Here is a 15,233-nt window from a genome sequence, read left to right as displayed (position 1 = left end):
CAAACAAGAAGATACAATTCGATGCTGATCACTTGCCCCTACTGCGGCCCGCGGGACGTCATCGAATTCACCTATCAGGGTGACGGCAACCGCGAGCGCCCCGATCCCGCCTCGCAGAATTTCGAGGCGTGGAACGCCTATGTCTACGACCGGCTGAACCCGGCCGGCGACCACAACGAGATCTGGCAGCATTCCGGCGGTTGCCGCGCACATCTGCGGGTCGTGCGCAACACGCTGACGCATGAGATTTCCAGCGTCGCCTTCGTGCGAGGCGATCACACCTCTGCCACGCGCCGCAAGGCGGAGGGCAAGTCATGAGCCCGCGGCGCACCGACAGCGGCGGCCGCATCGACCGGCTGAAAACCATCCGCTTCACCTTTGACGGCGCGCCCTACACCGGCCACGCCGGTGACACGCTGGCGTCGGCGCTTCTGGCCAAGGGCGTAACCCTCTACGGGCGCTCGTTCAAATACCATCGTCCGCGCGGTCTGCTGACCGCCGGCGTCGAGGAGCCCAACGCGCTGGTGACGGTGCTGAAGGGAGAGGTTCGCGAGCCCAACATTCCGGCGACCATGGTCGAGATCCACGATGGGCTGGTGGCCGTCAGCCAGAACCGTTTTCCCTCGCTTGCCTGGGACATCAACGCCGTCAACCAGCTTGGCGGCAAGCTCCTCTCGGCCGGCTTCTACTACAAGACCTTCATGGGTCCGGTGTTCGGCCCGCTGAAGGGCACGCGCCTCTGGATGTTTTGCGAGCATTTCATCCGCCGCGCCGCCGGCCTGGGCAGGGCCGGATCCGCGAGGGACCCGGCCCGCTACGAGCGCATGAACGCCTTTTGCGACGTACTGGTGGTCGGCTCCGGCCCCGCCGGTCTGATGGCCGCCAAGGCAGCCGCCGACCAGGGCGCCCGCGTCATGCTCGCCGATCTCGAGCCGCGCTTCGGCGGTTCGGCAAACTGGTCCGATGAAATCGTCGATGGCGCGCCGGCGGCCGATTGGGCGCGCCGCACCGTCGCCCAGCTCGAAGGCCGCGACAATGTCCGGCTTCTGCCGCGCACCACGGTCTGGGGCTATTACGACAACAACACGCTTGCCGCGCTGGAAAGGGTCAGCGACCACAAGGAAGCCCCGGCCAAGGGCGAGCCACGCCATCGCTACTGGGCAATCCGCGCCAAATCCGTGGTGCTGGCCACCGGCGCCTTCGAGCGGCCGCTGGTATTCCCCGGCAACGACAGACCCGGCGTGATGCTGGCGCATGCGGCCGAGCGCTACGCCAACGAATTCGGCGTGCTGCCGGGCGAGCGCATCGCGCTGTTCACCAACAATGACAGCGCCTATCGCTCCGCACTTGCCCTGAAGAAGGCAGGTGCACAGGTGGTCGCCATTATCGACGTCCGGCCAGAGCTTTCGACCGAAATGCGCCAGCTGATCGCGGAAACCGACGCCGAGATCTTCGCCGGTCACGCCGTCGTCGCAACGGAGGGAGGCAAGGTGCTCTCGGGCATCAAGGTTCAGCGTTTCGACATGACCAACGGCTCGCTCACCGGCGACGCCCGCAGCATCCACGCCGACTGCCTGCTGATGTCGGGCGGCTGGTCGCCGACAATTCACCTGGCCAGCCAGGCCGGCGCCAAGGCGGAATGGAACGCTTCGCGACAGGCTTTCCTGCCGCCGAAACCGATGCAAAAATGGATCGGTGCCGGCGCTTTCACCGGCAGTTTTTCCACCGCCGAGGCGATGGCCGAAGGGCGCGCCGCGGGCCTTGTCGCAGCGGGTGGGCAAAGCACGCCCGCCATACTGCCGACGGTCGAGGCAGCGCCCGGCGATCCCGATCCGGCGCCGGTCTTCGAGGTCAGGGCCAAGGGCAAGAGCTTCGTCGATTTCCAGCATGACGTCACGGCCGAAGATGTGCGCTTGGCGCATCGCGAGGGCTTCGTCTCGGTCGAACATCTGAAGCGCTACACCACGCTCGGCATGGCGACCGACCAGGGCAAGAGTTCCAATATCCCCGGCCTCGCCATCATGGCCGAAGCGTTGGGCAAGCCGATCCCCGAGGTCGGCACGACGCGGTTCCGGCCGCCCTTCGCGCCGGTGTCGATCGGCTCGCTGGCAGCGGAGCGCTTCGGCGATCTGAAGCCTGAACGGCTGACGCCGATGCATGACTGGCATCTCGCCAACGGCGCGACCATGTATTCCGCCGGACTCTGGTATCGACCGATGATCTATGGTCATGCAGGCGAAACCATCGAGCAGGCCTATGTGCGCGAGGCCAAGGCGACGCGCGAAAGCGCCGGCATGGTCGATGTCTCGACACTGGGCAAGATCGCCGTGCAAGGCCCCGATGCCGCCGAATTCCTCGACCGCGTCTACACCAACATGTTTTCGACGCTCACCATCGGCAAGGCGCGCTACGGATTGATGCTGCGCGAGGACGGCCTCGCCTTCGACGACGGCACCACCTGGCGGCTCGGCGAACAGGATTTCCTGATGACCACCACCACGGCCAATGCCGGCAAGGTCATGCAGCATCTGGAATATTTTCTCGACGTGATCTGGCCGGAGCTGAAAGTGCACGTCACCTCCGTGACCGACGAATGGGCGGGCGCGGCGATCGGCGGGCCGAAGGCCAGACAGATTCTCGCCGCCTGCGTCACCGGCACATCGGTCGACAATGCCACCCTGCCCTTCATGGGCATCGTTCGCGGCGAAATCGCAGGCGTGCCGGTGATGATCTGCCGGCTCTCCTTCTCCGGTGAAATGGCCTTCGAGGTGTACTGCGGCGCCGGCTACGGCACCCATGTCTGGGAGGCGCTGGTCGAGGCCGGCAAGCCGTTCGGGCTGGTCACCTATGGGCTCGAGGCGCTGGGCACGATGCGGATCGAGAAAGGCCATGTCACCGGCGCCGAGATCGACGGACGCACCACGGCGCGCGACCTGCATCTCGACTGGATGCTGTCGAAGAAGAAGCCGTTCATCGGCTCGGCGATGATGGACCGTGAGGGCCTGATCGCGCCCGATCGGCTGGAACTCGTCGGCCTGGTCGCGCTCGACAACCGGCCGCTCAATGGCGGCGCGCACATTGTCGAGGAGCTTGACGAGGCCAACCCGCACGGCTCGATCGGCCACATCACCGCCTGCTGCTATTCGCCGGCGCTGGGCAAGTATATCGCGCTGGCACTGGTTAAGGGCGGCAAGGCGCGGCACGGCACGCGCGCTCATGTCTCCGATCCCTTGCGCAACCGCTTCGGACCGGTCGAGATCGTGTCCAACCACTTCTACGATCCGGACGGGAGCCGCATGCATGGTTGAGCGTCAATCACCGCTTGATCCGGAATTTCACCCCGGCTCCCACGGCAATTTCGAGCATGGCGTCGAGATCATCCTTACCGAGACGAGACCGGGCTCGATCGTGCAGCTTGCGGCGTGGCCCGGCGAAGAGAAGAAACTGATCGCTGCCATCCGCACCGTCACCGGGCTTGCGCTGCCGGACGGCGCCGGTGGCGGCCTGAGCGACGGGGTGAAGTCGGCGTTCGGCTTCGCGCCGGGAAAGTTCACCGCCGCCGACGAGGCCGAAGGGCTGGCCGCGGCCTTCGTCAATGTGGTCACCCCGGCCATCGGTACGGTGACCGATCTGTCGCACGGCCGCACCGCTATCCGCATTGCCGGGCCAAAGGCCGAATGGGTGCTGGCGAAATTCTTCGCCATCGACTTCGCGTTGCCAGCCTTTCCGGTCGGCTCTGGCCGCTCGACCGCCCATCACGACGTCTTTGCCCAGATCCAGCGCACCGGCGCCGACCAGTTCGACATCTATGTCTTTCGCTCGTTCGCGCGCTCGTTCTGGAAGGCTCTTTGCCATGCCAGCGAGGAAGTAGGCTACGAGGTGCAATAGCCGGCGCGGCCGCATGGCCGCCTTGGCGCTGCTTCTGGCATCAAGGCCAGCCGGTCTTGCCGCTAGAAATATCCGCCGCGGCATCCATGGTAGGAGGAAATAGCCGCACACCGGCCCAACGGACATAGAACCCCGTCTCAGGGTTCGGCACATTTGTTGGTTCGAACATCTCCATGACAGCAGAAATATCCGCCGGCGCCACCGATCGCGCCGATGTGTCGGCCAGGGCCACGCTCCTGCTGCCGCCTGACGGTCGCCTGCGGCGTGTTCATGATACAGCCCTTCCGGGGACGTCTATGATAATAATATAGCATCAAAACACATGTTTATACATTTAGTAACCATGCAATGTCAATTTATTGCATGGGAAACGCGCAAGAAGTTAATAGCGAATTACTAATGGCCGAGTTTATCGGCAGATGGTCCAATCTTGACGGTGGCCAGGAGCGGGCGAATTACTCCCTTTTCTTGACGGAGCTTTGTGATGCCATCAACGTGAGGCGACCTGATCCGGCACTGGCCGCGCACGACTTCAACGATTATGTGTTTGAGCGGCGTGTGGAGCGCAAACGACCGGATGGAACAACAGAAGCCGGCCGCATTGATCTGTATAAACGCGGGTGTTTCATTCTCGAGGCGAAGCAAAGCCGTCTTCGTGGCGCAAAAAAAGCTCTGCCGGAAGGTCAGGCAGACCTGTTCGCCCCTCCAATCCCTGAACGCACAGATCCAGCCCAAGTGGGTCTCGACCATGTCATGGTCCAAGCTCGCCGGCAGGCAGAGCGGTATGCGGCCTCATTGCCGTCTGATCATCCTTACCCACCGTTTATCATCGCCTGCGACGTAGGGCGCGCGATCGAACTCTATGCCGACTTTTCCGGCCACGGGCGCCATTACGCGCAGTTTCCTGACGCGCGCCAATTTCGCATCGAACTCAGCCAGCTTGCGAAGCCCGAAGCCCAAGACCTTCTCCGCGCCGTTTGGGAACAGCCTCAATCCTTGGACCCCGCACAGCAAACGGCGAAAATAACCCGAGAGATTGCCGGACATCTGGCGAAAATTTCCAAAGCCCTTGAGGCGCGAGGTTTCGAGGCGCGCAACGTAGCTGTCTTCCTGATGCGGTGCCTCTTCACGATGTTCGTCGAGGACGTAGGCCTGCTCCGGAAAAAGGGATTCACCGAACTTCTGACGAGATGCCTAGATGATCCGACGAAGTTCACGTTCGAGATCAACGACCTCTGGCTACGCATGGACAAAGGGGGATACTCCCCTGGCATCGGCGAGAGGCTGCTTCGCTTCAACGGCAAGCTGTTCAAGGATGCGGTCTCGCTCCCATTGTCGAAAGTAGAAATACGCCTACTTCGAGACGCCTCGGATGCCGATTGGCGTGATCTGGAGCCAGCTATTTTCGGTACGCTGTTCGAGCAGGCGCTAGACCCCGCCGAGCGAAAGCGTCTTGGAGCGCACTACACACCGCGCGCCTATGTCGAAAGGGTCGTCGATGCGACCATCATGGAACCCCTAACCAAAGACTGGATTGGCCATCAATCGGCTGCGGATCGCGCGATCCGGAGCGGCTCGATGGCCGGTGCCATTCGTGAAATCGAAGATTTTCTGAGGCGCCTAGCATCGGTGCGGGTGCTCGACCCGGCATGTGGTACTGGGAATTTCCTCTATGTCGCCCTCCGCAGGATGAAGCAACTGGAGGGAGAAGCGCTCAAGCAGTTGCAGGATATCGGAGGCGATGAGGCGGTCGCACGGGTTGCGGACATTTCAGTGAAGCCGGAGCAATTCTTCGGCATGGAGCTCAACAAACGAGCGGTCGAGATTGCCGAACTGGTCCTCTGGATAGGATACATCCAGTGGCACATGCGAACGCGCTCAACAGTCCCTCCAGAGCCCGTCCTAGGCAGCAGTGATCATGTTCACGCTAAGGATGCCTTAATCACCTGGTCGGGCTATCCTTATCCGCTGCTCAAGCGTGACGCGGTCGGCAAGCCTATGGTCGATGGCCAAGGCAACGAGATGTACGTCTATCCCAACGCAATTAGCGCGGACTGGCCGGAGGCTGACTTCATCGTCGGGAATCCCCCGTTCATCGGCGGAAAGGATATTCGCGGGCGCCTCGGTGCCGGTTATGCCGAAGCATTGTGGGCCGCAAATCCGCAGATGAATCCTGCGGCGGATTTCGTGATGTATTGGTGGGATCGCGCAGCCGAGTTGCTCGTCAGAAAGGGAACGCGACTACGTCGCTTCGGATTCGTTACGACAAATTCGATAACGCAAGTCTTTCAGCGAAGAGTTCTTGAGCGTCATCTATCCGGCTCGTCGCCCATCTCTTTGGTGCTCGCTATCCCCGACCACCCTTGGACTAAGGCCACAAAGGACGCCGCTGCAGTGAGAATTGCGATAACCGTTGCGGAAGCCGGCGACCGGGAAGGAATTGTACGCCTTGTGACGCGGGAAGAGAACCTAGACACAGACGAACCCACTATCGATCTTGCCCGCCATGATGGCAAGGTCAATGCCGATCTGACGATTGGTGCTAACACAGACAGGGCAAGCGAACTTCTAGCTAACAGCGTAATCGGCTATCGTGGCGTTCAGCTGATGGGTAGCGGCTTTATCGTTGCGAGGGATAAGGCGGAAAAACTTGGGCTTGGAAAACGGCCGGGGCTCGAAAAGTATATTCGCGAATATCGCAATGGAAAAGACCTGACTTCGCGACCGCGTGGAGTAATGGTCATCGATCTATTCGACACTGCCGCTGCCGAAGTTCGACGCGACTTTCCCGAAGTCTATCAACATTTACTGGACACCGTGAAGCCAGAACGGGAGCGGAATAATCGAACCTCGTACCGACAGAAATGGTGGTGGTTCGGCGAACCGCGAAGAGAGCTGCGCTCAGCCCTATTCGGGTTGCATCGCTACATTGCGACCGTCGAAACGGCAAAACACCACATCTTCCAATTCCTGGGCGGAGACATCACTCCAGACAACAGGCTTGTCGTCATCGCGGTTGAAGATGCCTTCACGCTAGGTGTGCTGTCTTCGTGTGTGCACTTGGTATGGAGTAGGGCAGTAGGCGGCACGCTTGAGGACCGCCCCATCTACACGAAATCCCGGTGCTTCGATCCTTTCCCGTTTCCCAATGCCAATGCGTCCGACCGGGCCGAGATTGGAGCTATTGCGGAAGAACTCGACGAAACACGCAAACGAGTCCTCGTTGAGCATCCCGACATAACGCTGACCGCACTTTACAATGTTATAGAAGCCATCGTGGCAGGTCGTGCACTTTCCCGCGCGGAACAGGACATTCGAAACCGAGGCCGGGTCCTAATCCTCCGGGAACTTCACGAGAGGCTCGATGCAGCCGTTATGAAATCCTATGGATTGCACAGCGACATTGATGCCGAGCAGACGCTTGTTTCCCTCGTTGAGTTAAATGAAATCCGCGCTGCCGAAGAACGACGTGGCTTTATCAAATGGCTTCGTCCTGAGTATCAGATCGACAAGATCGGTCCGCTGGCCCACCGGGGCGATCGTGTACAAGCAATCCTTTCAACCAAGGTTAGGGTCAAGAAGCCCGCCTTCCCAACAGTTTGGCTGGAGCAGACTAGGATCGTGCTTGATATTATGGGGCACGCAAAAACACCTCTGTCGGCAGAGGCAATCGCCCAAAAGTTTAGTCCTGCAGACCAGGCTGTTGCCGAAGTGCGGGACGTCCTGCAATCCCTAGAGCGACTTGGGCAGGCAGAAAGCTATGACAAGGGAAAAAGTTTCTTCCGCGCGGCATAGAAGGAAGGCTTTTGAGGCCTCTGCTAGTCACGCAATGGTACGGCGCGCGTCTGATATCATCAAGTTCAAGAACTGCCGATGGCAACTGCCGCATGTAAAGAGTCCGTGCATATACATCCCGTGTGTCGGCCCTCGCTTCTATCCGCATGAGCAATGTTGTTCTTGCCGTTTCGCGGTTGCGACGACAAATAGAGTGGAGCCTCTACATAGCCAGCCATCTATTCGCTGAACGTCACCCACTCTTCCAGCGGCACGCGGTCGGTGCGGAAGGCGTTTTCAGGCTTCGTCGTATCCTCGTAACCGAGTGCCATGCCGCAGACGACGATTTCCTCGTCGGGAATGCCGAGCACCGGCCTGATCTGCCGGTGATAGGGGGCAAACGCCGCTTGCGGGCAGGTGTGCAGGCCTCTGCCTCGCGCCGCGACCATGATGTTCTGCAGGAACATGCCGTAGTCGATCCACGAGCCCTGGTTGAGCCGGCGGTCGATGGTGAAGATCATGCCGACAGGAGCGTCGAAGAAGACGAAGTTGCGGTCATGCTGGGCGCGCATCTTGTCGACTTCGCGGCGGCCGATGCCAAGCGCGCCATACAGGCCGAAGCCGTTGGCGCGCCGCCGTGTCAGATAGGGCTCGAAGAACTGGGTGGGATAGTAGCGGTACTCGTCCCAGTCTGCTTTCTCGGCGCGAATGCCCGAGCTGAGAATGGCGGCTGATATCCGCTGCTTGGTCTCGCCCTTGGTGACATAGACCCGCCACGGTTGCATGTTGGTGCCCGAAGGCGCCTGGGCCGCGACCGTCAGTATGGCGCGGATGGTGTCATCGTCGACCATGTCGGGCAGGAATGCACGCACCGAACGGCGCGACAGGATCGCGTCGTCAACGACGTCGGCATCGCCCGCAATTCGAGGCATTTTCTCTAGCATGGGCCGTCCCTTTAGCCTTTGTCTCGCTCGGACGTCCCCACTCGCCGCTCGCCGCCGAGCCTTTGCATGAACCGCCAAAATCCTGCAAGTAAATCTTGAGCATCGGTGAAAATCCACTTGATTTTTTCATGAGCTTGATTTCTCATGAAATTTGGTCGCGAATTTTCATGAAGAGATCGTTTTGCCTTCAACCATCGCACGAACATTGCAGGAACCTGACGAACGGGTGCTGGCCAGCGATATCAGAGCTTTGCGCAGGGCGCGCGGACTGACGCTGGCGGAAATCGCTCTGAGACTTGGCCGCTCGGTCGGCTGGGTCAGCCAGGTCGAACGCGGCCTGTCGACGCCTTCGCTCAGTGATCTCAGGGCCTTCGCCGAATTGTTCGGCGTGCCGCTCAGCCTATTCTTCAGCCACGACGTTCCCATCGAAAGCGAGCGTGGCGTGATCGTGCGCTCCGCCAGCCGCCGCGCGCTTGGCACAAGCGAATCCGGCCTGATGGAGGAACTCCTATCGCCCGATCTCGGCGGTAGCTTCGAGATGCTGCGCTCCGTCTTCGCGCCGGGCGCCGAGCTCAAGACGGAGGCGCGTCGGCCGACCGAAGAGGCTGGATATGTCGTGTCGGGCACATTCGACATCGAAATATCAGGTACATGGCATCGGCTCGGCGAAGGCGATTCCTTTCGCTTCGACGGCAAGCCTTTCCGCTGGCGCAATCCGGGAACGGAGCCGGCGGTCGTCATCTGGGTGGTTTCGCCGCCAGTTTATTGAATGAACGCTAGACCAAGGGTTGGAGAAGAATATGGCCGGTTTGCCGAGCACGGCACGCGTGGTGATCATCGGAGGCGGCGTCGTCGGCGCCTCCTCGCTCTATCATCTGGCCAAGGCGGGCTGGACCGACTGCGTGCTGTTGGAAAAGAACGAGCTGACCTCTGGCTCGACCTGGCATGCCGCCGGCAATGTGCCGACCTTCTCCTCGTCCTGGTCGCTGATGAACATGCAGCGTTATTCGACCGAGCTTTATCGCGGGCTGGCCGACGAAGTCGATTACCCCATGAACTATCACGTCACCGGCTCGCTGCGGCTCGCCCACTCGGTCGAGCGGATGCAGGAGTTCCAGCGCGCCAAGGGCATGGGCCGCTACCAAGGCATGGACATCGACATCATCGGCGTCGATGAGGTCAAGCGCCGCTACCCCTTTATCGAGACGCATGATTTGAAGGGTGCACTCTACGATCCAAGCGACGGCGACATCGATCCGGCGCAGCTCACCCAGGCGCTGGCCAAGGGCGCGCGTGACATGGGCGCCAAAATCATCCGCTTCTGCCCAGTCACCGGTGTGCGCCGCGAGAAGGATGAATGGGTCGTTGTATCAGCCCAGGGCGAGATCCGCTGCGAGATCGTCGTCAATGCCGCTGGCTACCGCGCCGCCGAGGTGGGCCGCATGTTCGGCCGCGACGTGCCGATGATGGTGATGAGCCACCAGTACATATTGTTCGAGGAAATCCCCGAACTCGCCGCATGGTCGCGAGAGCAGGGAAAGAAACTGCCGCTGCTGCGCGACGTCGACACTTCCTACTATCTGCGCCAGGAAAAGAACGGCATGAATCTTGGCCCCTACGAGCGCAATTGCCGCGCGCATTGGGCCGGTCACAACGATCCGATGCCGGACGATTTTTCGTTCCAGCTGTTCCCGGACGATCTCGACCGGCTGGAACATTACCTAGCCGATGCTGTCGCCCGCGTGCCGATCCTGGGCACCGCCGGCCTGTCCAAGGTCATCAACGGCCCGATCCCTTATGCGCCGGACGGCAATCCGTTGATCGGACCGATGCCGGGCGTCCCCAATGCCTTCGAAGCCTGCGTCTTCACCTTCGGCATCGCGCAAGGCGGCGGCGCCGGCAAGGTGCTGGCGGAATGGGTGACGCAGGGCCAGACCGAATGGGACATGTGGTCATGCGATCCGCGCCGCTTCACCACCTTCGCCTCGGCGCCGGATTATTGTGTCGCCAAGGGCATGGAAATCTACGGCAACGAATACGCCATCCAGTTTCCCCGCCATGCCTGGCCCGAGGGCCGCAATCGCAAGCTGTCGCCGATCCACGATCGCATCAGCGCGCTCGGCGCCCGCTTCGATGCCTATAATGGCTGGGAGCGCGCCACCTGGTACGCGAAAGACGGCGACGACATCTCCGAGGAAGCGACACTGACCTTCCGCCGCGATGGGCCGTGGCAGCATCGCGTCCGCGAGGAGTGCCTGGCCGTGCGCGATGCCGCCGGCATTCTGGACCTGCCGGGCTTTTCGCGCTTCAATCTCGAAGGACCTGGTGCCGCCGAATGGCTGAGCCTGCAGATCACCGGCCTGGTGCCGAAGCCCGGTCGCATCGGCCTCGTCTATTTCTCCGACGACAAGGGCCGCATCGTCACCGAGATGTCCGTCGTGCGCCACGATGAAAATCTGATGACGCTGATCACCGCCGCGGTCGCGCAATGGCATGATTTCGAATGGCTGAAATCGCGCATGCCTGGGGATGCGCCTTTCAAGCTGACCGATCGGACCGAGGAATATTCCACTCAGGTCCTGGCCGGCCCCAACGCGCGAAAGATCCTTGCCGATGTCTGTGGCGCCGACCTCGCCTTGCCATGGCTGACGCACCAGGAAACCAATATCGCCGGCCGCTGGGCAAAGCTTGTCCGCGTCTCCTTCGCCGGTGAACTCGGCTGGGAGATCCACACCAGGGTCGGTGACACCGCCGCTATTTTCGACACGATCTGGGCCGCCGGCCGGAAGCATGGGCTGAAGCCGTTCGGCATGTACGCGCTGGATTCGCTCAGGCTTGAAAAAGGCTACCGCACCTGGAAGGGCGACCTGTCCACCGACTATTCGATCCTGCAGGGCGGGCTGGAGCGTTTCGTGAAATGGGAAAAGCCTGACTTCCGGGGCAAGGCGGCACTTCAGAACGAGAAGCAGCAAGGCGTGAAGAAGCGTTTCGTCACGATGGTCGTCGAAAATCCCGGCGATTGCGACGCGCCCTACATGTCGACGCTCTGGCATGACGGCCAGATCGTTGGCGAGACGACATCCGGCGGCTGGGGTCATCGCATCGACAAGTCGATCGCGCTCGGCATGCTGCGCGCCGACCTGGCCGAAGCCGGCACTTCTGTCGAGGTCGAAATCTTCGGCGACCGTTTTCGGGCGGTGGTGCAGAAAGACGAGCCTTTGTGGGATCCGAAGAACGAGAGGCTGCGAGGATAGACTTGGGCAACCACCATTTTGTGCCAAAGTTCATCTTGAAACGCTTTGTGGGTGAACACGGCCGACTTTGTGCATATGCACTGTCAAATGGCGCGCGCTCATACGTTCCCGTGACGAAAGCCGCGTGCTCCGAGAATTTCTATGACTTCGAAATATCAGGGAGAAATATCTCATACGAAGGTCGATTGTCTAAACTTGAATCAAACTGCGCACGCTCCATCAAAAAAATGGTGGATCACGAGAATGTACTTTCAATCTCCGAGCAGGAGCGGGAGATCGTCAGTCTCCTTATTGCCATTCAGAGTTTTAGGACGGCATCGTTTTTTGAGGGAGCTTCTGCCGTCGACAAAGAAAGGCGAGCTAACATATTCATGACCTCGATGAGATCCTCGTTCTTGATACAAAAGGAGATATTGGGGCGGAAGTGGGTCTTAATGAAGATCGAGGGTAGTCATACATTTTATGTTGGCGACCATCCCGTCACCTTCCAGAACACGGAGAATCCATCTCAAAGCGGAGATCTCGGTTTCGACGTTGCAGGGATTGAGGCGTTTTTTCCACTGACCCCAAAGTTGGCGTTGTATATCCCGCATCAATCGACATCGAGGCAACTAACCGATGGATATGCGAGCGCACAACAGTTTCAGATCGAGGCGAACCGGGCAGTCCTTTCTGGCCAGTATCACCCGATGGCGAACCCGGAAGGGCTTAGCTCGATTCGAAAGACATTGATTTCAGGAAAAATTTTTGATGATGCATTCCACCGGGGGACACCAATGCCAGCGGTCGAAGAAAATGTCATAAACTTCAACTACTTACAGATTCTCTTTGCGCACAAAAATGTGTTCTCCTGCAAAGACGACTTTTCATTCGCCGACTACGTCTTGGAAAAGAGCCCTCAATACAGGCAAGTGCCCAAAGTGTTTTTCTCGACTTACTCTCCAGGAGCTGAATAGCCATGTCCAGACCATCATCGCACGTCTCCAGCATCGTGCCTTTGGGCAAGGGCGGCTGGGAGGTCCACTACGCCCCGCTACAGGATCCCAGGAACGAAAGGCTGCGCGCATGAAGCAAGTCGTCCTTACCGATGGCGGCATGGGCCAGGAACTGGTTCGCCGCAGCAAGTCCGAGCCAACACCGCTCTGGTCGGCCAGGGTGCTGATCGACGAGCCGGATCTGGTGCGCGACCTGCACGCGGAATTCATCCGCGCCGGCGCCCGCATCATCACCATCAACACCTATTCGGCAACACCCGAACGCCTGGCCCGAGAGGGTGCGGAGGATCTGTTCAAGCCGTTGCAGAAGCGCGGCATCGAACTGGCCAGGCAGGCGCGCGACCTGGCCGGCGACACCGCTATCGCCGGCTGCCTGTCGCCGCTTTTCGGCAGCTATGCGCCGGCGCTGACCATTTCCTATCAGGAGACGCTCGATATCTACCGCCGCATCGTTGCCGAGCAGGCCGACGGCGTCGACCTGTTCCTCTGCGAAACCATGGCGTCGGCCGAGGAAGCGCGCGCGGCGGTGACCGCCGCGTCGGAAAGCGGCAAGCCGGTATGGGTGTCGTGGACGCTGGCCGACCACGGCCAACCGCGTCTGCGCAGCGGCGAAGCCATCGCCGCCGCGTCCTCGGCGCTCGGCGACCTGCCGGTCGCGGCGCGGCTGGTCAACTGCTGCCGGCCGGAAGCGATCGCCGTGGCCTTGCCCGAACTGATCGAGCTTGGCGGTCCGGTCGGTGCCTATGCCAACGGCTTCACTTCCACCGAGGCGCTCAAGCATGGCGGCACGGTCGATGTGCTGCATGCCCGTCATGATCTCGGGCCGGACGCCTATGCCGACCAGGCCATCGGCTGGGTGGAGGCCGGTGCCGACATCGTCGGCGGTTGCTGCGAAGTCGGACCGGCCCATATCGCCGCTCTGCGCGAACGGCTCGAACGGGCCGGCTATGAGATTTCAGGAGTCATCCATGCCTAGACCATCATCGCGCATTTCCGGCATCGTGCCTTCGGGCAAGGATGGCTGGGAAGTCCATTTCGCCGCCTGGGCCCGCAAGGAGGCCGGCGAAGACATCATCATGCTGTCGGTCGGCGACCACGACTTCGACACGCCTTCGCAAACGATAGAAGCATGCGTGACCGCGGTTCGCGGCAGCAATCACCATTACACGCCGCTGCCTGGCCTGCCACGCCTGCGCAAGGCGATGGCCGCGGCATCGCGCGCCTGCACCGGCGTTGCGACGGACCCCGACCAGATCATCGCCACGCCCGGTGGACAGGCGGCGCTCTACGCGGCCGTCCAGGCCGTGCTCGATCCGGGCGATCATGCCATCGTGGTTGCGCCTTACTATGCGACCTATCCCAACACTTTCAGCGCGGCTGGCGCCGAATTCACAGTGGTCGAGACACCGGCAGCGGATGGTTTCCAGCCACGCGCCGACATGATCCGCGCGGCGCTTCGGCCGAACACGCGCGCTATCCTGATCAACACGCCGAACAATCCGACCGGTGCGGTCTATTCGCGGGAGCGGTTGGAACAGCTGGCCGAAGTTTGCCGGGAGCATGATCTTTGGCTGTTGTCGGACGAGGTCTATTGGACGCTGGGTGGTGGCGAGCACGTCTCGCCGCGCTCGCTGCCCGGCATGGCCGAGCGCACGCTGGTCATCAATTCGATGTCCAAGAGCCACGGCATGACCGGCTGGCGCATGGGCTGGCTGACCGGCCCCAGCGAGATGATCACGCTGCTGACCAATCTCAATCTGGTAACGACCTACGGCTTGCCTGCCTTCATCTCGATCGCCTGTGTCGAGGCATTGGAAAACGGCTATGGCGTCAAGGAGATCGCCGAGCGCTATGCGGCGCGACGCACCGTGTTGCTCGACGCCGTCCATGGCATGAACAACGTTGCCGTGCGCGGCTCCGAGGGCGGTATGTATGTCATGCTCGACATATCGGCCATCGAGCCGGACGATGAGAAATTCGCCTTCGCCTTGCTCGACAAGGAGAGGGTCGGCGTGATGCCGGGTTCCAGTTTCGGCGAAGCTGCCGCTGGTCATATCCGCGTCAGCCTGTGCCAACCCGAACCCGTGTTGCGGGAAGCAGCGCTTCGGCTGCGCCGCTTTGCTTCCAGCTACCGTCGCGAGGCCGCATGACCGCCAAGGCCGTCCCTACCAAAGCCCGTGCCGTCATCATCGGCGGCGGCGTCTCCGGCTGTTCGGTCGCGTACCACCTGGCCAAGCTCGGCTGGACCGACATCGTGCTGCTCGAACGCAAGCAGTTGACCTCGGGCACGACCTGGCATGCCGCCGGCCTGATCGGCCAATTGCGCGGCTCGCAGAACATGACGCGGCTGGCGAAATATTCGGCCGACCTTTACGTCA

12 protein-coding genes are annotated in these 15,233 nt (G+C 61.1%); 10 read left to right on the top strand and 2 right to left on the bottom strand.

Going from position 1 to position 15,233, the window contains the following annotated elements; genetic code table 11:
* Positions 1-21 precede the first annotated feature (21 nt).
* Genes NKJ26_RS22225 through NKJ26_RS22215 form a run of 3 tightly spaced genes read left to right on the top strand, consistent with a single transcriptional unit; the run spans position 22 to position 3,888 of the window.
* On the top strand, positions 22-318 hold the full coding sequence (locus NKJ26_RS22225; RefSeq protein ID WP_027026030.1) for a sarcosine oxidase subunit delta: 297 nt from the start codon (positions 22-24) through the stop codon (positions 316-318).
* Entirely contained in the window at positions 315-3,308 is a 2,994-nt protein-coding gene (locus NKJ26_RS22220) for a sarcosine oxidase subunit alpha (RefSeq protein ID WP_352697129.1), read from the top strand. Before NKJ26_RS22225 ends, NKJ26_RS22220 begins: the two co-directional genes overlap by 4 nt.
* On the top strand, positions 3,301-3,888 hold the full coding sequence (locus tag NKJ26_RS22215; protein ID WP_352597927.1) for a sarcosine oxidase subunit gamma: 588 nt from the start codon (positions 3,301-3,303) through the stop codon (positions 3,886-3,888). The genes NKJ26_RS22220 and NKJ26_RS22215 overlap by 8 nt, the downstream gene beginning before the upstream one ends.
* A gap of 40 nt (positions 3,889-3,928) precedes the next feature.
* Here the strand turns inward: NKJ26_RS22215 and NKJ26_RS22210 are convergent, their stop codons facing one another.
* Positions 3,929-4,120, bottom strand: coding sequence for a hypothetical protein (locus tag NKJ26_RS22210; RefSeq protein WP_352697127.1), 192 nt, complete (start codon positions 4,118-4,120; stop codon positions 3,929-3,931).
* A gap of 167 nt (positions 4,121-4,287) precedes the next feature.
* Here NKJ26_RS22210 and NKJ26_RS22205 point away from each other — a divergent pair, with 167 nt between their 5' ends.
* Entirely contained in the window at positions 4,288-7,683 is a 3,396-nt protein-coding gene (locus NKJ26_RS22205; protein WP_352697125.1) for a class I SAM-dependent DNA methyltransferase, read from the top strand.
* A 218-nt stretch (positions 7,684-7,901) separates the two neighbouring features.
* Here NKJ26_RS22205 and NKJ26_RS22200 read toward each other — a convergent pair whose 3' ends face one another.
* Positions 7,902-8,606, bottom strand: a complete 705-nt coding sequence (locus NKJ26_RS22200) for a nitroreductase (RefSeq protein ID WP_352597926.1) — start codon at positions 8,604-8,606, stop codon at positions 7,902-7,904.
* 181 nt (positions 8,607-8,787) lie between these two features.
* On the opposite strand from NKJ26_RS22200, the gene NKJ26_RS22195 reads away from it, so the two are divergent.
* The 6 genes from NKJ26_RS22195 to NKJ26_RS22170 all read left to right on the top strand — a co-directional run.
* Complete coding sequence (locus tag NKJ26_RS22195) at positions 8,788-9,375, top strand: helix-turn-helix domain-containing protein (RefSeq protein ID WP_352597925.1); 588 nt, start codon at positions 8,788-8,790, stop codon at positions 9,373-9,375.
* Between the two features lie 31 nt (positions 9,376-9,406).
* Positions 9,407-11,860 carry a GcvT family protein gene (locus tag NKJ26_RS22190; protein ID WP_352597924.1) on the top strand — a complete coding sequence of 818 codons (2,454 nt, stop codon included), beginning with the start codon at positions 9,407-9,409 and terminating at the stop codon, positions 11,858-11,860.
* Between the two features lie 2 nt (positions 11,861-11,862).
* Positions 11,863-12,816, top strand: coding sequence for a DUF4238 domain-containing protein (locus NKJ26_RS22185; protein WP_352597923.1), 954 nt, complete (start codon positions 11,863-11,865; stop codon positions 12,814-12,816).
* Between the two features lie 109 nt (positions 12,817-12,925).
* On the top strand, positions 12,926-13,831 hold the full coding sequence (locus NKJ26_RS22180) for a homocysteine S-methyltransferase family protein (protein ID WP_352597922.1): 906 nt from the start codon (positions 12,926-12,928) through the stop codon (positions 13,829-13,831).
* On the top strand, positions 13,824-15,005 hold the full coding sequence (locus tag NKJ26_RS22175; protein ID WP_352597921.1) for a pyridoxal phosphate-dependent aminotransferase: 1,182 nt from the start codon (positions 13,824-13,826) through the stop codon (positions 15,003-15,005). The genes NKJ26_RS22180 and NKJ26_RS22175 overlap by 8 nt, the downstream gene beginning before the upstream one ends.
* The coding region (locus tag NKJ26_RS22170) for an NAD(P)/FAD-dependent oxidoreductase (protein ID WP_352697122.1) at positions 15,002-15,233 on the top strand (232 nt) is incomplete at its 3' end. The genes NKJ26_RS22175 and NKJ26_RS22170, both read left to right, overlap by 4 nt.

This window comes from Mesorhizobium sp. M0152, from assembly GCF_040322415.1.
In the GTDB taxonomy this organism is placed as follows: domain Bacteria; phylum Pseudomonadota; class Alphaproteobacteria; order Rhizobiales; family Rhizobiaceae; genus Mesorhizobium.
The sequence above is the reverse complement of the archived record's forward strand: the minus strand, read 5'-3'. Positions and strand labels throughout refer to the sequence as shown.

Excerpts from the sequence above, each read along its gene's own strand:
- NKJ26_RS22180 (WP_352597922.1), top strand. The coding sequence starts at position 12,926 with ATGAAGCAAGTCGTCCTTACCGATGGCGGCATGGGCCAGGAACTGGTT.
- NKJ26_RS22215 (WP_352597927.1), top strand. The coding sequence starts at position 3,301 with ATGGTTGAGCGTCAATCACCGCTTGATCCGGAATTTCACCCCGGCTCC.
- NKJ26_RS22220 (WP_352697129.1), top strand. The coding sequence starts at position 315 with ATGAGCCCGCGGCGCACCGACAGCGGCGGCCGCATCGACCGGCTGAAA.
- NKJ26_RS22175 (WP_352597921.1), top strand. The coding sequence starts at position 13,824 with ATGCCTAGACCATCATCGCGCATTTCCGGCATCGTGCCTTCGGGCAAG.
- NKJ26_RS22200 (WP_352597926.1), bottom strand. The coding sequence starts at position 8,606 with ATGCTAGAGAAAATGCCTCGAATTGCGGGCGATGCCGACGTCGTTGAC.
- NKJ26_RS22205 (WP_352697125.1), top strand. The coding sequence starts at position 4,288 with ATGGCCGAGTTTATCGGCAGATGGTCCAATCTTGACGGTGGCCAGGAG.
- NKJ26_RS22225 (WP_027026030.1), top strand. The coding sequence starts at position 22 with ATGCTGATCACTTGCCCCTACTGCGGCCCGCGGGACGTCATCGAATTC.
- NKJ26_RS22190 (WP_352597924.1), top strand. The coding sequence starts at position 9,407 with ATGGCCGGTTTGCCGAGCACGGCACGCGTGGTGATCATCGGAGGCGGC.